At 67.2% G+C, this 18,121-nt stretch carries 12 protein-coding genes; 8 read left to right on the forward strand and 4 right to left on the reverse strand.

The window, feature by feature from the left end:
* Window positions 1-41 precede the first annotated feature (41 nt).
* The 7 genes from M2302_RS13985 (at window position 42) to M2302_RS14015 (ending at window position 13,940) form a co-directional block, all read left to right on the forward strand.
* On the forward strand, window positions 42-740 hold the full coding sequence (locus M2302_RS13985; RefSeq protein WP_280838325.1) for an HAD family hydrolase: 699 nt from the start codon (window positions 42-44) through the stop codon (window positions 738-740).
* 28 nt (window positions 741-768) lie between these two features.
* On the forward strand, window positions 769-1,560 hold the full coding sequence (locus M2302_RS13990; RefSeq protein WP_280838326.1) for a DUF4184 family protein: 792 nt from the start codon (window positions 769-771) through the stop codon (window positions 1,558-1,560).
* Between the two features lie 466 nt (window positions 1,561-2,026).
* Window positions 2,027-2,728, forward strand: a complete 702-nt coding sequence (locus tag M2302_RS13995) for a L,D-transpeptidase family protein (protein ID WP_210779498.1) — start codon at window positions 2,027-2,029, stop codon at window positions 2,726-2,728.
* 159 nt (window positions 2,729-2,887) lie between these two features.
* Window positions 2,888-12,004, forward strand: coding sequence for a DNRLRE domain-containing protein (locus tag M2302_RS14000; protein WP_280838327.1), 9,117 nt, complete (start codon window positions 2,888-2,890; stop codon window positions 12,002-12,004).
* A 69-nt stretch (window positions 12,005-12,073) separates the two neighbouring features.
* Complete coding sequence (locus M2302_RS14005) at window positions 12,074-12,448, forward strand: hypothetical protein (protein WP_280838328.1); 375 nt, start codon at window positions 12,074-12,076, stop codon at window positions 12,446-12,448.
* 566 nt (window positions 12,449-13,014) lie between these two features.
* Window positions 13,015-13,239 carry a hypothetical protein gene (locus tag M2302_RS14010; protein ID WP_280838329.1) on the forward strand — a complete coding sequence of 75 codons (225 nt, stop codon included), beginning with the start codon at window positions 13,015-13,017 and terminating at the stop codon, window positions 13,237-13,239.
* 188 nt (window positions 13,240-13,427) lie between these two features.
* On the forward strand, window positions 13,428-13,940 hold the full coding sequence (locus M2302_RS14015) for a hypothetical protein (protein ID WP_280838330.1): 513 nt from the start codon (window positions 13,428-13,430) through the stop codon (window positions 13,938-13,940).
* A 47-nt stretch (window positions 13,941-13,987) separates the two neighbouring features.
* Here the strand turns inward: M2302_RS14015 and M2302_RS14020 are convergent, their stop codons facing one another.
* Complete coding sequence (locus tag M2302_RS14020) at window positions 13,988-14,113, reverse strand: hypothetical protein (RefSeq protein ID WP_280838331.1); 126 nt, start codon at window positions 14,111-14,113, stop codon at window positions 13,988-13,990.
* Window positions 14,070-14,645, reverse strand: coding sequence for a hypothetical protein (locus M2302_RS14025; RefSeq protein WP_280838332.1), 576 nt, complete (start codon window positions 14,643-14,645; stop codon window positions 14,070-14,072). The genes M2302_RS14020 and M2302_RS14025 overlap by 44 nt, the downstream gene beginning before the upstream one ends.
* 600 nt (window positions 14,646-15,245) lie before the next feature.
* Between M2302_RS14025 and M2302_RS14030 the strand changes: the two genes are divergently transcribed.
* On the forward strand, window positions 15,246-17,135 hold the full coding sequence (locus tag M2302_RS14030) for a BTAD domain-containing putative transcriptional regulator (protein ID WP_280838333.1): 1,890 nt from the start codon (window positions 15,246-15,248) through the stop codon (window positions 17,133-17,135).
* Between the two features lie 34 nt (window positions 17,136-17,169).
* On the opposite strand, the gene M2302_RS14035 is transcribed toward M2302_RS14030, so the two are convergent.
* Both M2302_RS14035 and M2302_RS14040 read right to left on the reverse strand, forming a co-directional pair.
* Window positions 17,170-17,445: a hypothetical protein gene (locus tag M2302_RS14035; protein WP_280838334.1), complete on the reverse strand. Its 276-nt coding sequence runs from the start codon at window positions 17,443-17,445 to the stop codon at window positions 17,170-17,172.
* A gap of 47 nt (window positions 17,446-17,492) precedes the next feature.
* On the reverse strand, window positions 17,493-17,924 hold the full coding sequence (locus tag M2302_RS14040; RefSeq protein ID WP_210776490.1) for a hypothetical protein: 432 nt from the start codon (window positions 17,922-17,924) through the stop codon (window positions 17,493-17,495).
* Window positions 17,925-18,121: the final 197 nt, after the last annotated feature.

Below are 18,121 nucleotides of genomic sequence, written 5' to 3' on the forward strand. Positions count from 1 at the left end.
CGCAGTAGCGTGTCCCGGACGCCAGACCGGGAGGGGGACCGATGGAACAGCGCCGGGACGCGGTGGTGCTCGTCTTCGACGCCGACGACACGCTCTGGGAGAACAACGTCGTCTTCGAGCGGGTGATCGACGACTTCCTGGACTGGCTGGAGCACCCGACGCTGGACCGGGCGCAGATCCGGGCGGTGCTGGACGACATCGAACGCGCCAACGCGGTGGCCCACGGGTACGGCAGCAAGGTCTTCCTGCGCAGCCTCGGCGAGTGCCTGGAGCGGCTGCGCGAGCGGCCCGCCACCGAGCGGGAGCGCCGGGAGATCGACGAGCTGGCCGCCGCGCTCGTCGCCCACCAGGTGGAGCTGATGCCCGGCGTCGCCGACACGCTGGACGCCCTCGCCGGCCGGTACGACCTGCTGCTGCTGACCAAGGGCGACCGGGAGGAGCAGCAGCGCAAGCTCGACGCCTGCGGGCTGCTGCACCACTTCGACGCCGCGCACATCGTGATGGAGAAGGACGTCGACACCTACCGCTGGCTTGCCCGCGAGCACGGCTTCGACCCGGCCCGCGCCTGGATGATCGGCAACTCCCCGAAGTCCGACATCCTGCCCGCCCGGGCCGCGGGCATGAACGCGGTGTTCATCCCGAACGACAACACCTGGGTGCTGGAGTACGACGAACTCGACCCGGCCGACGAGGGCGTGCTGCGCCTGAAGGAGTTCACCGACCTGCTTCGGCACTTCTGAACGCGCACGGGCCGGTAACGTCCGGTAGGTGCCCCTGACGTTCCCCTCGCACCTGGCGCCGGTGCTGCCGCTCAAGCTGTGGCGACCGCGCTGGTTCGACGGGGTCGCGCTGGCCACCGGCGCGGTGTCGCCGGACGTCGCCTACCTGTTCACCGGCACCGGCATCGAGCTGGGCGGGCACACCCACACCGCGGGCGGGGTGCTCTGGTGGGGTCTGCCCGTCGCGCTGGCCTACGCCTGGATCGTCCGCCGCACGGTGGCCGGGATCGCGGTGCACCTGCCCGGCGACCGGCTCTTCGCCTGGCGGGATCTCGCCGCCCTCGGCGCGGTCCGGCACCCCTGGCAGGTCACGGTCTGCTCGGCGCTGATCGGCGCGGCCAGTCACGTGCTCTGGGACCGGGTCACGCACACCGAGCGCTGGCTGCGGCTGGTCGGGATCGAGGACTTCCACGCGCACACCGGCATGTACTGGTGGTTCTTCTCGGACCTGGTCAGCACCGCCGTCGGCGGCGTCGTGGTGGTCGCCCTGGCGCTGCGGGCGGCCCGCCGGGGTGAGATCTTCCAAGGGGTACGACCGCCCGCGCCGCCGGCGCGGCCCGCTGTCTTCTGGGCAGTGGCCCTGCCGGTCACCGCCGCCGGGGCGACGGTGCTGCCGCTGCTGCCGGCGGCCACCGTGCCCGCTCCCGCCGGGGTCCGGCTGCTGCACCTGGGGGCCCTCGCGCTCATCGCCGGCGCCGCCGCGGCGGGAGCGCTCTCCGTCGGCCGGACGGCCCCTGGCCGGACGGGTCGCTTCGAGGAGAAACAGCGTCAACCCGGTTAGCCGCGTTACGCGGACATGCCGCATTTCAGGATTGGTATCAATCACATTCGGCGGAGCCCCGGAATGCTTGTCCGAGCGGCGGCCGGATGCCTAACCTGGGCGCGCGTTCACGGCTCTTCGGGGTGAGTCGGGAGCGCACCGAAGTCCGGTAGTTGGGCACCGTGGAGCTGAGTGCAGGCGGGCCGGCTCGCCGTGCTGAGCCCGGCGTGGGCGGCGTGCCACGCCCGCCGTGCTCGCAGCGGCGATTCCGCTACCACACCGGACGGCTGGTGGTCAGGGCCGGGGAGTTGCGGACCCGGTCCTGACCCGCCACCAGAACTGTTGACGCGTCGATCCTCTTCTCCACCGGAAAGAGAAAGCGTCGCGAGCCTCTCCCGCGTTACATCGACCCGCCGAAATTGTGCGACGAGATCCGTCACCATTTCCGGGACACCGGGAAGACGGCCGGGATGCGATCATCTGGCGAATGGAACCGACTCCTATCGCCGGTGGCCCCGTCGGGACGACGACGGGCCGGGCGAAGCCGATCCCGCCGCCCAACCGGGCCTCCCGGTTGACCACCCTGCCCGCCGCGACCACGCAGGTGGTCGTCGTGACCGGCGACGGCTACAGCACCACCTACGCCACCCTGGAGACGTTCCACAAGGTCAACGGCCACTGGGTGGCGGTGTCGGCGCCGCTGCCGGCCCGGATCGGCTCGAAGGGCTTCAGCGACAACCACCTGGAGGGCGTGCCGAACACCCCCACCGGGGTCTACTCGTTCGGCCCGACCATGTACGGCATCGGCGCGAATCCCGGCGTGCGCTACCCCTACCACCAGGTCGTGCAGTACGACTGGTGGAACGAGAACCCGGACTCGCCGGCGTACAACACGTTCCAGCACACCACCACCAACCCGGGTGGCTGGAGCGAGGCGCTGTGGACCGAGAAGCCGGCGTACACCCACTTCGCGGTGATCACGTACAACATGTCGCCGAACGTGGCCGCGCCCGTCCCCGGGAAGGGCAGCGGGATCTTCCTGCACGAGTACAGCACCTCCGGCGGCAACGCCACCGCGGGCTGCGTGAGCATGTCCCACGCCAACCTGGTCTCGGTGCTGAAGTGGCTCGACCCGGCCCGCTCGCCGCGCATCGTCATGTGCCCGGTGCAGAACCTGGGCCGCTACTAGCCCTCGATCACCCCGCGAGCCCCCGGCGCCCACGCCGGGGGCTCGTTCCGTCGCGCGCACCAGCGCACTGTCACCGGGCGATACCTCAGCGATAGCGGCCCGCGTATCGATCGTTCCTAGCCTCCACCCGACGTGTCTGTAGAGGACCGGAGGGTAACGGTGAAGAGACGATCACGAGGTCCCCTCGTCGGGGGACTGGTGCTGGCGTTGGTGGCCACGGTGGGCTGGATGGAGGTGCCGGACGACCAGCGCGGCGGTGCCGTCCCGGTGGCGAAAGCCGAGGAGGACGACGGCTTCTTCTCCAAGCTGGACAATGCCGCGCGGGACCTGGTCGACGGTGGGCCGCGCAAGGCCAGGCCGGAAGTGGTCGGCGCTGGCCTGACGGTGAGCGAGCAGCCGCCGCCGGCGAAGAACTGGCCGGCGCAGAAGCGGGTCAAGGAGCTCACCGGGAAGCGGACGGCGAACACCAAGGTCTACCAGCTTTCCGACGGGCGCACCCAGGCGGAGATCTCGGCGGTGCCGCTGCACTACCGGGACGCCAAGGGCAAGTTCCAGCCGATCGACACGAAGGTCCGCCCGGCCACGGAGAAGGGGTACGTCCAGGGCAACAGGACCAACACCTTCACCAGCCTCTTCGGTGACAGCTCCAAAGAGCTGGCCCGTTTCGAGAAGGACGGCCGGAGCATCGAGCTGGGCCTGGCCGGCGCTGCGAAGGCTGTGACGCCGAAGGTCTCCGGCTCCACGGTCACCTACCCGGGGCTCGCCGGCGGCGCCGACGTCGTCTACGACGTCACCTCCACCGCACTCAAGGAGAAGATCGTCCTGCACCGCGCCCCGACCGGGCCGGTGTCGTACACCTTCACGCTGGACACCGCCGGCCTGACCGCGCAGCAGCGGGCGGACGGCTCGATCGCCTTCGTGCGTCCGGGTGGCGGTGAGCCCGCCTTCGTGATGCCCGCGCCGTTCATGTACGACGCGAAGGACGACAAGTCGTCCCCGCACGGCAAGGTGTGGAGCGACAAGGTCACCCAGCGGGTGCAGCAGATGTACGGGCAGACGTCGGTCACCTTGTCCGCCGACGCCGGCTGGTTGGCCGACCCGGCGCGGGTGTACCCGGTGGTCATCGACCCGACCATCAAGGTGCAGCCGGTGCCGACCGACGCCCAGGACGTGCAGATCTACTCGGGCGCCACCACCACGAACTACAACGACACCTACCAGCTGAAGGTCGGCACGACCGACACGCAGGCCTGGCGGTCGTTGCTGAAGTTCAACCTGGACTCGATCCCGGCGAACACGCCGATCAGCGACGCGCAGCTGCAGCTGTACTACTCGCAGACGCACACCACCTACGCCGCCGACGTGCCGATGCAGGCGCACCGGGTGACCGCGGACTGGACCGAGGGGTCCGCGACGTGGGGAACCATGAGCACCAAGTTCGCCGGTGCGCCGGCGGCCAACGTGGTGACGAAGGACGACGGCGATTCCGGGACGTCGGTCACCGGGTCGTGGCCGTACTCGGGAAACACGACGTTGACGCCGAAGGCGGTCAACAGCGACTACCGCTTCCACGGCAGCAGCCTCGCGACGGACACCCACACCTGGGTGCCCACCATCACCGAGTCGGGTGACTACCAGGTCGAGGTCCACTACGTGGCTGCCTCGGACCGTCCGACCAACGCCCCGTACACGGTCCACTTCTCCGGCGGTTCGAAGAGGTACGAGGTCAACCAGACCACGCCGGACAGCCAGGGCAAGTGGGTGACGCTGGGTACGCATCCCTTCGTGGCCGGCACCACCGGCAAGGTGGTGCTCAACGGCGTGCCCGGCACGTCAGCGAACGCCGACGCGGTGCGGTTCACCAAGGCCGGCGCGGTCAAGAAGTACGCCCAGTCGAGCGTGTGGAACTCGTTCCCGGTGCGCAACCTGGTCCAGGAATGGGTCAACGGCACCTCCAACTACGGGTTCATGGTCAAGGCTCTCGACGAGGCGACCAAGGGCAAGGGCGGGCCGGTCTACGAGGCGTCCGAGTACGCCTACAACAACGACCGGCGGGACTTCAACCTGCCGAAGCTGGTGGTCACCTACGGCCGGCCGGGTGTCACGGTGAACCCGCCGACGACGATCACCTCGACCGGTGCGGTGCTGGACTGGCCCGGGTACGTCGACCCGTCGACGGCGATCGGCGACAACATCGTCGAGTACCAGGTGCACCGCAGCGTCCACCAGAACTTCGAGCCCTCGGCCACGACGTTGATCTCGCCGGTCTCCTCGGCCACCCGCTCGTACCAGGACACCACCGCGGTGCCGACGGCGGCCGACAACACCGACCCGATGGCCCGGAAGTTCTACTACTACATGGTCGCGGTCAAGACCCAGGACGGTCAGGTCATCGCCGGCCCCACCCAGCAGGCCATGCTCCCGAAGGCCGGCCAGATCACCCGGATCTACCGCAGCGCGGCGACCGACGCGACCGGCTCCAACGGCGTCATCGACACCACGCTCTCGGCGGCCCGGCCGACCGAGAACGTCGACTCCTACGACGGCGACCCGTACGTCAGCCCGGGCAACAACTCCAGCTGGTTCGGCGACACCCGGGGCCTGATCAAGTTCCCCGCCCTGGCCGGCATCCCCACCGACGCGCAGATCGTCGACGCCGACCTGCGGATGTACAACAACGCCCTGTATCCGGGCACCGACACCGACGAGTACGTCGACGTCTACAAGCTCAAGCGGGCCTTCAACGAGACCAAGGCCACCTGGAACAGCTACGACGGGGTGAACGCGTGGACCACGGCCGGTGGTGACTACGACACTGCCTGGAAGGCCAGCTTCAACGGCTTCACCAACGACCCCGAGTGGGAGAACTGGGACGTCACCACCGCGGTGAAGGGGTGGCACACCACTCCGACGACCAACTACGGCCTGCTGCTGCGCCAGCGCGACGAGGTCAACCAGACCGCGCGGGCGATGCTGCTCTCCGCCGAGGGCGCCGAGCCGCTGCTGCGCCCGACGCTGGAGGTGACCTACCTCGAGCAGACCGCCGAGTCGACGTACTACGCCGCCTCGACGCCGCAGACGCTGACGCCGAACGCCACGTACACCCTCCCGGTGACCGTGTCCAACCCCACCCTGGCGCCCTGGAACACCACCGACTGGGAGCTGACCTACGACTGGAAGCGGCTCAACGAGACCGGTGCCCTCGTCGACGCCACCGACGAGAGCTACGAGCTACGTACCCCGCTGCCCAAGAACGTGCTCGCCGGTGCCACGGTCGACGTCACCGCACAGGTGAAGACCCCGCCGTCGTCGACCGACGGCAACAAGCGCACCGAGTACGTCCTGAACTGGGACCTGCGTAAGAAGCTGGACGGCAGCAAGCTGTCGGCGTCCTCGCCGATCAAGGGGCTGCCGCAGAACGTGGCGGTGGAGGAGCCCACCTCCGACCAGCTCGGCCTGGAGAAGTTCTACTCGTACGCGGGTAAGAACACCGGCGCCGGCGGGACCCTGATGAACAACCTGTACGCCGGCAACACCGTCTGGTCGTACAACGCGATCAACAACCCGTCGCGTGGCCTGTCGACGTTCGTCCGGATGTCCTACAACTCGCTGGACACCACCGACTCGGTCGCCGGTTTCGGCTGGTCGCTGCAGGCGTCGTCGATGATGCGCCTGGGCACCCCGCTGGACTTCCACCCCAACCCGAACCCGACGAAGGTCACCCTGACCGACGGCGACGGCACCAGCCACTGGTTCACCTGGGACGCGGCCACCTCGGAGTGGAAGAGCCCCAAGGGCGTCAACCTCTACCTGCAGAAGTACAGCACCGTCGACTGCAAGCCCAACGTGCAGGAGCGCAAGGCCTGGGTGCTGACCAAGCCGGACCGCACGCAGTTCTTCTACGACTGCGAGGGCTTCCTCTCCAGCACGGTCGACAACAACGGCAACGAGATGCTCTTCACCTACGAGGAGCGCAAGAGCAACAACAAGCCGACCAAGTTCCTCAAGTACATCACCGACCCGACGGGCCGGATCACCCTGACCCTGGACTACTACGCCAAGGGCCAGACCTACGACTACATCAACGACACCACCTGGGCCCGGGTGTCCGGTGCGACCAACCTGACCAACCCGAAGATCATCGACCACGTCTCGCAGATCACCGACATCTCGGGGCGCAAGCTCACCTTCACCTACACGGACAAGGGTCTGCTCGGTGAGCTGATCGACGGCGCCGGCTCCACCAACGGCACGCCGAAGACGTTCAAGTTCCGCTACGACATGACGCAGGGGAACAAGAACGTCAAGCTGGTCAAGGTCACCGACCCGCGGGCCAGCGCCACCGGTCAGGCCTACTCCACCGACCTGGTCTACAACTACCCGCAGGCCGGCGACGACCCGAAGTGGCACTGGCGGACCAAGTCCTACACCGACCGGCTCGGCCACCCGACGACGTTCGGCTACGTCGACCCGGACGCCACCAACAACATCCAGACGACGGTCACGGACGCGGAGAACCACGCCACGACCTACCTGATGGACGGCTACGGACGGTCCATCCAGACCACCAACGCCAAGAACGAGGTCACCAAGCTCGGCTGGGACGACGATCACAACGTCACCCGGCTCGAGGAGGCCAACACCGCCGTCTCCACCTGGGAGTACGACACCAAGACCGGTTACCCGACGGTGGTGAAGGACGCCGAGGCGGTCAGGAACGGCTGGCCGGGCACGGTGCTGACCTACCAGCGCCAGCTCAACGGCTACGTCGCGGAGGTGCTCACCAAGACCAGCTCGGAGGGTCGTAAGTGGAGCTTCGCGTACACCGCCGAGGGTGACATCGAGTCGGTCACCGACCCGCTGGGCAACACCACGGCGACCGTCGGCGACTACACCAGCACCAACACCTACGACGAGTGGGGTCAGCTCCTCACCGCCAAGGACGCCAGGGGCAACATCACCCAGTACGGCCCCTTCCACGTCAGCGGCTACCCGACGACCATCAAGGACGCCGGCGACGGGTTGTCGTACTTCACGTACGACGCTCGGGGCAACGTCACCGAGGTCAAGAACGGCAAGAACGCCAAGGTCACCCAGGCGTACGACACCTTCGGCCGCCCGACCACCAAGGTCGAGCCGGTGGACGCGGCCAACGGCCGCTACATCACCACCACGGCCCCGGAGTACGACCAGAACGACAACATCACTAAGGCATACGCGGCCAACGGGACGGCGTCGACCTCGGTCTACGACCGGGCGGACCAGGTCCTCGAGACGCTGGCTCCGAAGGACGAGGCGACCGACCCGGAGCGGAAGACCACCACGACGTACGACAAGGTCGGCAACGTCCTGACCGTCACGGAGCCGCAGGGCAACCTGACCGCGACGGTCGGCGACTTCACGACGACCACGAAGTACGACGTGATCTACCAGCCGATCGAGGTCACCAACGGTCTCGGCCAGAAGGTCAGCTCGGAGTACGACAACGTCGGCAACGTCAAGGTCCTCTACGACGCCAAGAAGAACGCCAGCGCCGCGGACGACTTCACCACGAAGTTCGACTACGACTGGAACCACCGGGTCGTCAAGACCACGGACGCGCTCGGCAAGTTCACCACCGCCCGCTACGACAAGGACGGCCTGACGGTCGGCAGCACCGACGCGGACGCCAACGAGTCGCTGGCGAAGTACGACGCCCGCGGCGCGCTGGTGGAGTCGAAGGTGCCGCACAGCAAGGACGGCGCCGGCACCATCACCTACCGCACCACAAAGTACGAGTACGACCAGGTCGGCAACCAGACGAAGGTGATCAGCCCGCGCGGCGTGAACACCGACGACGCCGTCGACGCCGACGACTTCGCCACCCAGAAGGTGTACGACAAGCTCAACCGCGTCGCGGAGGAGTGGTCGGCCTACGACAAGGACGACAGCCGCTACAACACGCCCAACAAGACCATCTACACGTACGACTCGGTGGGCAACCTGGAGAAGGTCAGCGCGCCGCCGTCGGACGGGCAGACGGTCCGCAACGACACCACCTACACGTACTACGACAACGGGTGGACCAAGACCACGGCCGACCCGTGGGACATCACCACGTCGTACGACTACAACGACCTGGGTCAGCAGATCAAGACCACGCTGACCTCGGCCGGTGGGTCGCAGTCCCGGACGATGACCTGGGACTACTTCCCCTCGGGCAACCAGAGGGGTAGGTCGGAGGACGGCCTGCCGGTCGGCAAGGACGTGGTCCTGGTCGACAACTCCGACACCCACAACACCGCCACACAGGGCACCTGGACGAGCGGCGCCGCCCAGGGCAACTACGGCTACGACGTGGCCACCGCGCCGGCGGGTAGCGGCACGGCCCAGTTCAACTGGCAGCTGAACATCCCGCAGGGCGGCAACTACGACGTCTTCGTGCGGTATCCGCAGGTCAGCGGTGCGGCGACGGACGCCAAGTTCACCATCACCTACAGCGGTGGCGCCAGCGTCACCAGGACGGTGAACCAGACCCAGGGCGCCGGCACCTGGATCAACCTCGGCAAGTACGCGTTCGTCGAGGACGGTGTCCAGAAGGTCACCCTCACCGACCAGGCGACGGGCAAGGTGGTCGCCGACGCGGTGAAGCTGGTGCGGGACAACGCCACCGACGTCGACAACGAGAAGAAGGAGTTCACCTACAAGTACAACCCGAACGGGATGATGGTCGAGGTCAAGGACCTCAGCCCGGGCGCGCAGATCAACCGGTACGAGATCGGGTACGACGACCTCAACCAGATCGACTCGGTCAAGGAGTTCGTCGGGACGGCGACCACCCCGAAGAACACCACGTCGCTGACGTACGACCCGAACGGCAACCCGCTCACCTCGACCCACGACCTGACCTGGTCGAAGATCGAGTACGACGAGCGCGACATGGTTGCCAAGGTGACCAACGCCGACTCGGCGACCGCCGGTAACCAGCAGATCTCGACGTTCACCTACACCGCCCGCGGGCAGATGCTCAAGCAGGCCAAGCCCAACGGCAACACGGTGGACTTCGAGTACTACCTGGACGGCGCCACGAAGCGTCAGCTGGAGAAGACCTCCGGCGGGGCGACGGTCGCCGAGCACAACCTGGAGTACTCGGCCAACGGGCACCCGTCCCGGGACGTCATGAAGTTGATGAACGCCGACAACTCGGCGGACCACATCGACAACACGTACGTCTTCTCCTACGACCCGCAGGACCGCATCAGCCGGCTCGACAAGACCGGTGACAGCAGCTCGGTGGAGTCGTACACCTACGACGCCAACAGCAACACGGTGGCGCAGACGATCGAGGGCGCGACCAGCACCAGTAAGTACGACCGGAACCGGTTGCACTCGACCACCTCTGGTGGGGTGACGTCGACGTACAACTACGACCCGTTGGGTCGCCTCGACACGGTGTCGATGGGTGGGCAGCGGGCGCAGAAGTACTACTACGACGGGTTCGACCGGACGGCGAAGACGACTGCGGGTATCGGTGCGACGGCGAAGTCGACGACCTACGTGTACGACCCGTTCGACCGGACGGTGTCGCAGACGACGGGGTCGAAGACGACGGCGTTCACGTACCTGGGGATGGACAACCAGGTGCTGCGGGAAGAGGTCGAGGGTAAGGCGACCAAGTCCTACCAGTACGCGCCGTGGGGTCAGCAGCTCACGCAGATCAAGCACAAGGACGATGGATCGCGGGAGTACTCGCAGTTCATCTACCGCCCGCGTGGCGATGTCGTCGGTATCACGAAGGAGGACGGTAAGACTCGGGCGACGTACGGCTACACGGCGTACGGCAAGGATGACGAGTCGCAGTTCACGGGTGTGGACAAGCCGGGTGCGCAGGCCGAGGGTGAGGAGCCGTACAACGCGTTCCGGTTCAACGCCTCCCGGTGGGACGTCGGCTCCGGCACGTACGACATGGGGTTCCGTAACTACGACCCGGGTCTGAACCGGTTCCTGACGCGGGATTCCTACGGCGGGGCCATGGCGGACATGGGCCTGGCTACGGATCCGTTCACCGGCAACCGGTATGCGTTCGCCGGTGGTAACCCGGTCAGCTTCGTGGAGTTGGACGGGCACCTGTTCGGGATGTCGTGGTCCGATGTCGGTCACGCCGCCCTGGACGTGGCGGGCATGGTGCCGGTGATCGGTGAGGTTGCCGACGTTGCCAACGGCATCTGGTACCTGGCCGAGGGCAACTACGTCGACGCAGCGATGTCGATGGCTTCCGCTATCCCGCTGGCGGGGAACGCGGTGGCCGCGGCGAAGCTGGCCAAGACCGGCAAGAAGATCGCCGACGGCATCGACACGACCAACGACACCCGCAAGGCCGCGAAGGCAGGAGAACCCTCCACCGGCACGCCGAAGTCCGGTCCGAGCTGCAAGGTGAACAGTTTCGTCCCTGGCACGAAGGTGCTGATGGCCGACGGTTCGACAAAGGCCATTGAGGACCTGCGGGAGGGCGACTGGATCAAGGCCACGGATGTTGAGACCGGTGACACCCGGGACCGTCAGGTCACGGACACCCGTAACAACAAGGGCGACAAGAAGCTGGTCACCCTGACCATCGACCTCGACGGTCAGAACGGCGATGCCACCGGCAAGGTCACCTCCACCGGGGGTCACCACTACTGGCTGCCGGACGTCGGGCGTTGGGTGACCGCCGACACCCTCAAGCCAGGCATGTGGCTAAGGACCTCGTCGGGCGTCTGGGTCCAGATCAGTCTGGTGGACCATGAGCGGCGCCATGAGCGTGTCTTCAACCTCACCGTCGACGCTGACCACAACTATTACGTCTTGGCCGGTGGCCAGACGATCCTGGTTCACAACGAGTGCCCTGAGCAGATCGATCTCAACAGCGATGAATTGAGCAAGAAGGCCTTTGAGACGCGCCAGAAAGCAGGGCTCTGGGACGGTGACCGCAATGTTGCGGTGGCTAGGGTGAAGGGGCCTGAAGGGGAACGGCTCGTCGCTGGCGTCAGCAAGCGCAAGGATTACCACTCGGAAGATTCCATCATGGATCAGTTGAAAGACGGAGAGATGATCCATGAGTTGTACAGCGAGCGGCTGCCGTGTCCTGATAGGTGTGGTCCGATGCTGGCCGGTAGCGACCGCATGGCGAGTGACGCGAGGATCACGTATACGGTCCCGTACTACAGCGAGAAGGCAAAGGGCGGTCGAGCCCTGAACAGGGGGGCGAGGGAATTGCTCGTAAGCCTGCTTCAACGGGAACGGGCCCGACTCCAGTAGTGCAAGCGGGCTGGCCGACCAGTTGTACCATCGGGTCGGTCAGCCCGCGTTCCTGTTACGATGACCGCCATGCCTGACAATGTCGACCTCCCCCGTCCCGCTTCTCTGGCTGACCTGGCCGAAAGTGTCACGCGCAGTCTCCGGCTCGTCGGCGTTCCGACCGCTCGAGACCGCTCCGACGCAGGCGCATATGTTTACGTCGATGAATCTACGGATGAGTCAGGCGGCGTTTTCGTCGAGTGGAATTTGAGCGAAGAACTGCGCCACGTGATGATGCAGTTTGCCGCGGAGGGGGATCTGAGTAGTCCCCGTCTTTCCTTTATCGAGTCTGCTCAGGGTGCGATGGAGTCCGCATTGCGCGCGATCGTTGCTGCAGCAGGTTTCAAGATCGATACGGAAACGGTAGGAGTTCATGAATTTGCATTCAAAGTGGAAGCAGTTTGAGCGGTAACAAATGAAAGTTGCTCGTAAAGAGGGCTGATCTTAGCGGCCGCCGTCCCTTTGGGGTCAGCCCAGAGCGGGTGCTAGGCCGTTCGGACAATATGGAGTCGAGTCTGCCGGATGACCGGTGCCCCGTCCTGGGTGCGTGGCAACGCAATCGAGAATGCACTAATTCGGGAACTCATCCGGTGGCTCCTGAAGCTACGTGGTGATCAAGGGGAACCCGTGCAACTGCTGCCACAAGCAAGTGGAAGGCCCTCGATCCGGCAGGCAGGGCCATCATGGATGGGATGGACGCTGGAGAGGTTGACGCCAGAGTCGGGGCACGCGAGATGACCGCCCTGACGTACATTGACGACAACACGGCGTTTGGGTTGCGTAGACGATCAATTACAGTCGAGCCGCCTGATGGCTTCCTTGGATCATTTCGTGCGTTCGTCGGTAACGGTTTGCTCATCTTTAGAGATGTCAATTCTGTGGATACGCATGCCGATTTTGCTTGGGGTGCCGTCGTCCATGCCGCCCCGGATTAAATTTATGTGTGTGTTCAGTACTCCATCGACGGCCCAGTGGTGGTTGACCTGCACGAAGGAGAGCCCTCGGAGTTGGCGATCGAAGGCGCTGAACTGTTCGACGGCGCCATCTCATCTCTGCAGGGGCAATTTGTTATCCATGACCCACTCGAAGAGGTCAAGTTGCAGGTGACCACCGACCGTCCAGGTCCGGCTCGTTTGCGAATCTCGGCTGACTACGAATCGCTGCCGACCGTGCTTCGCTTTCAGGTCTGGTACTGAGGTCGTTTTCTCGGCTTCGTGCAGGCCTTGGGGTAAGTTCGCCTTCATGGGTGAGAGAAGGTTCAGATGAGTTTGACGGATGATATGCGTCAGGCCTCCCTGCTCGACACGTTGGCTCGGCAGAGCGCGGCAGCGTTGGTTCTCGTTCGGTACTGCAATTTCCACCAGGATCCGAAGTTTCCCCCTGGTTGGAGCAGCATCGAGAGCTCTTGCCCAGGTCGGTCGACCTCGCCACGCGTATCTGCCGGCAGGGCACCGAACGATCTGCCGAGATTGAGGACCATGTGGCTGCCCTCCGAGGCAGCTTGGGAGAAGCGATCGACGGAAGTGACCCGGACGGGCCGCCGTTTGAGACGGAGGTCGTTGATCATCTGGTCCTGGCTACCGAAGTGCTGGACTTTGTGGCTGCTCCGGATGAGTTGGATGAGTTGCAGGAAGTATTCGAGCGTGCGGAGGAGTTGGCGGAAGCTGCGAGGGAGATGGGAGAGAGAGACTTCCCGGGTGGTGAGTGGAAGGTCGTGGATTTCGTCGGCCTGGAGAATGAAGCCAGGAATGCTGATCTCGCCGAATTGCGGAGCGCCCAGCAGGGCGGGCGTGATCCGAACCCTGCCAACCTGCTTTCCCGCAGTGAGTCTTTCGCTCGGCAATACGCTGAGGTAATCGAGAAATGCTATTCGGGTGAAGATGCGGGTCGCCCGTAAAGAGGGCTGATCTAAGCGGTGCCCGTCCCCCCGGTGGGGACGGGTGCCTACTCGATCGGGTAGTCCAGCTCCGCCGCCCGCTCCCGCAGATCCGCCAGTCGCTTCTGCGGATTGAGCTCCTGGATGACTTCATCGGTCAGGGGCAGCAGCGCGAGGATCTGCTCGACCACCATTCTGTCCAGCTCGATGTCGTAAGAGCGACCAGGCGTACTCCAGGTACTCCTCGGCGCCGCCGTCGCACAGGATGTCGAGCAGCCAGGCCCCGTCGGGATCAGTCTCCTCGTCGTCGGCGGGGGAGAGGTCGACCCCCTCGCCGGCCTGCCACCGGTCGTCCCCGGCGCGCCGCCAGAGCACGAACGTGGCGTCGAGCGTGCCGTCCTCGTAACAGAACGTGGGCTTGTGCACCAGCGGCGCGAACTGTGGGGGCAACCCCTTCAGCAGGCCGGGCCACAGCTGGCCGCCGGTGTAGTTGTGCATGGGGGAATCGTGGTAGACGCCGCGGATGAAAGCACCGTCGGCGGTGAAGACGATGTCGTACTCCTCGCCGCTGCCGTTGCGCATGGACGCCGCTTCGCTCTCGCCCCGTCTGCGGCTGTAGTCGTAGTAGACGCCGTCGACGATGGAGTCGAGCATCGCCAGGGCTCGGGAGCGGTCGCGGACCACATCGATTGGTGGCAGCTTGGCAGCAGTGTCGTAGACGGTCACCCGGCGAGCCTACGAATCGGCACCGGACCTGAGGTTGTGGTCGGTTGCTGAGCAGTACCTGCCGGTGATGGACGGGGCCCGGACGCCGAGTGCGAAGGGTGTTCTGCCCTCTACGTCCGCTGGCCGTCGCCGGGAAGCCGTCGGCCGAGTCGGCAGGAGTGCCGGGACGGACGCGGCGCAAACTTCCTGCTCCGCCGATCGGATGAGGCGGGCCACACCGAAGGTCAGCGGGGCTTCATCGAGTGGATCACCAGACCGGCCGAACGTAGATCGTGACACACCGGAGTCGCACGCCCCTCGCCCGTCCGGCTGCTTGGCGGCCGGCCTCCTCCGGTGTGGACTGATCTGGACCGCTCCCTTCGTTGTTTCAACCTGGCAACATTGCGGTAGTTCACTGATTGGCGACCGAGCAGGCGTGCGGCGATGACGGTCACACCAAGTGACGGTGCGCCGGGAGCGCTCTCCGCCACCCTTTCGTTACGGTGACACACCGTCCGCGGCCATTGATATTCGTCACCTTCCATTGCCCGATTTCTCCCTTGTTGCACCCGCAACCGTCCACCTAACCTGGGCGCGCTCGGGTTCAACGGGGGAGCGGCGATGAAACTGCAGATTCGGCTTCTGGGCAGCATGGAGCTGCGCGTGGACGACCAGGTCGTCACGCCGGGCGCGGCCAAGCGGCAAGCCGTCCTCGCCGGCCTGGCGATGGAGGCGAACCAGTCGGTCTCGTTGCAACGGCTGGCAGACATGGTGTGGGCCGACATCCCACCGGCCTCCGCGGTGGCGAATTTGCGTTCCCACGCCGCCGGCCTGCGCCGGGAGCTGGGCGACCGATTGGTCGCCCGGCCCAACGCGTACCAGCTGCGGTTGTCGCCGCACGAGCTGGACGTCACCGAGTTCCACCGGCTGGCGGGAGAAGGGCGGGCACTGCTCGCCACGGCCGATCCAGCCGGTGCCGTCACCACTCTCACCGCCGCGCTCGCGCACTGGCGCGGGGCTTCGGGCGACGGCCTGCCTCGTGGCACCGTGCTGGACAGCCGGTGGGCGAGCCTCGACGAGCAACGGCTCCAGGTGTTCGAGGAACTCGCCGAGGCGCGGCTCGCCGCCGGCGAGCACGGGCAGCTCCTGCCCCAGCTACGCGTACACCTTGCCGCGCACCCGCTGCGCGAGCGTGCCTGGGGGCAGCTCATGCTCGCTCTCTACCGCTGCGGGGACGTCCCGGCGGCACTGACGGTGTATCGGGACGCCCGGGCCATACTGGATGAGGAGCTCGGCATCGAGCCGGGCGAGGAGTTGGCCAACCTGCACCGCGCGATGCTGGACCGGGCTTCGGAGCTGGCGTACAGGCCGCCGGCCGTCCCGGTCACGACGACGACCGGGCCGGTCGCTGCGCCGCCGGCGCCGCCGGGCGACGCGCCGACGCCTGCGCCGTGGCCCGCCGGGAGCGTCGGCTGGACCGTCCCCCGAGAGCTGCCGGCGGACCTGGTCACCTTCGTCGGCCGCGCCCGGGAGACCGCCGAGGTGGTCACGGCTCTCGGCGGTACGGCACCGGCAACGGTGGTGGTCACCGGCGCCTTCGGCAGCGGCAAGACCGCCCTGGCGGTACGCGCCGCGCACACCGTCGCGAGCGCCTTCCCGGACGGGCAGGTCTTCGTCGACCTCGGCCACCAGCGCTCGGTGACCCCGGGCGAGGTGCTGGCGCGGGTGCTGCGCGCGCTCGGGGTCGCTCCCGCCGACGTACCGGAGAACACCGACGAGCGGGCCGGCTGGTTCCGGTCGCTGGTCGCTGGTCGTCGGCTGCTGCTGGTCGTCGACGGCGTCACCCGGGCCGCCCAGGTGCGACCGCTGCTGCCGGCCGGGCCCGGTCCGGCCCTCCTGGTGGTCGGCCAGACCCGACTGAGCAGCCTGGACGGGGTACGGCGGGTGACGCTGCGCCCGCTGGGCGCCGCCGAGGCGCGTGACCTGCTCGGCACGCTCGCCGGCCCGCAGCGGCTGGTCGCCGACGCGACGGCCACCGCCGAACTGGTACGCCTCTGCGCCGGTTCGGTGCTCGCCCTGCGCATCGCCGGCATGCGCCTGGCGGTCCGGCCGGGCAGGTCGGTGGAGGCCCTGATCGGCCAGCTCGCTGACGGGCGGGAGCAGTTGGACCTGCTGGACTACGAGGACCTGTCGGTGCGGGCCAGCCTCGCGGCCGTCGTCGCGGCGGTGCGTGCCGAGGACGAGGTGGCCGGGCAGCTCCTGGTGCTGCTCGGCGCGGCGCCCGACGCCCCGCTCCAGGCCGACCGGGCGGCCCGGCAGCTCGGCGTCTCCGCCTCCCGGCTGCGTCGCGCCTTGGACGAGCTGGTCGACGCGCACCTGGTCCACCGCGACGAGCCCGGCCGGTACCGGCTGCCGGGGCTGGTCCGGGAGTACGCCGCGGAACTGACCGCGGCGCCGCCCGTCGCGGCGCATCCGTTGACCGGTTGGCGGGTGGATCCGCTGGCCGCCTGACAGGGTGCCGCCCAGAGCGCCGGCGGCGCCGACGTCAGGAGGCCGAGCCGCGCACGATCGCCACCGCCACCCGACAGAACTCGTCCATGTCCGGGTTGAACCCGGCCGCGATGTCCGGGTGCAGCCCGGCGCGGGTCTCGTCGAGCAGCCGCTGGCAGACCTGCTCGATCGGCTCGCCCGCGTAGCTGGCCCGGATCCGTTCGGTGGCCGCCTGCAGGGCCGAGGTCAGCTGATCCTCCAGCGCGCCGCGCAGCTTCTCCTGCACGGGATCCAGCGCGCTCGGATCGAGCGTGACATGTGGCTCCGACATCGGCGCTCCCTTCGTCGGCGTCCGCGGTACCCCACCGCGGTCGTCGGTCAAACCCCGGCCGGTACGGCGGCCACCCGGACCTGGTACGAGAAGTCCTCCGCGGGCTCCTCCGCGTACGACAGCCGCCGGATCTGCCGGTCGTCGTCGTAGAGCGCGACGTCGACCAGGACGCCGAGATGGGCCAGCCCGATGTTGGCGACCCGCTTCTTGTCCTGGAGCACCGCGCACACCCCGCCGAGCAGGGTGCTGGCGTCCGAGGTGCGGTGCCCGGGCGGGCAGCGCAGGATCAGGTCGACCTCGACGGGCCCGGCCAGCGGCGTCCAGCCGGTGCGCTGGGCCGCGGCGCAGGCCGCCTGGAGCAGGGCGCGGACCCTCGTCGCCTGCCGGTGTCCGGCGGCGAAGATGGACAGCGCCTCGGTCTTGACCGGTGGCAGGCCGCTCACCTCGAACGTCAGGGCGAGAGCGCGGGTGTCCTGCACGACGGCACCTCCTCGTGGGGACGATCCTGCCCAACCGGTGGACCGGCGGAGGGAAGTTCGCGCGAGAACCAACCGTTCGGGCGGGCTGGGGTCGGCCGGAGGCGTATCGACTTCGACGGCGACGCGCTGGCTGGTGAAGCTCACCTGACGCTAGTCGACCGGGCGGGCGCGGGGTAGCCCCACCGCGCCCACCTGCT

It is taken from the genome of Micromonospora sp. A200, from assembly GCF_029893845.1.
GTDB classification, from domain to species: Bacteria; Actinomycetota; Actinomycetes; order Mycobacteriales; family Micromonosporaceae; genus Micromonospora; species Micromonospora purpureochromogenes.

Excerpts from the sequence above, each read along its gene's own strand:
- M2302_RS14005 (WP_280838328.1), top strand. The coding sequence starts at position 12,074 with ATGCCTGACAATGTCGACCTCCCCCGTCCCGCTTCTCTGGCTGACCTG.
- M2302_RS13995 (WP_210779498.1), top strand. The coding sequence starts at position 2,027 with ATGGAACCGACTCCTATCGCCGGTGGCCCCGTCGGGACGACGACGGGC.
- M2302_RS13985 (WP_280838325.1), top strand. The coding sequence starts at position 42 with ATGGAACAGCGCCGGGACGCGGTGGTGCTCGTCTTCGACGCCGACGAC.
- M2302_RS14020 (WP_280838331.1), bottom strand. The coding sequence starts at position 14,113 with ATGGTGGTCGAGCAGATCCTCGCGCTGCTGCCCCTGACCGATGAAGTC.
- M2302_RS14030 (WP_280838333.1), top strand. The coding sequence starts at position 15,246 with ATGAAACTGCAGATTCGGCTTCTGGGCAGCATGGAGCTGCGCGTGGAC.
- M2302_RS14035 (WP_280838334.1), bottom strand. The coding sequence starts at position 17,445 with ATGTCGGAGCCACATGTCACGCTCGATCCGAGCGCGCTGGATCCCGTG.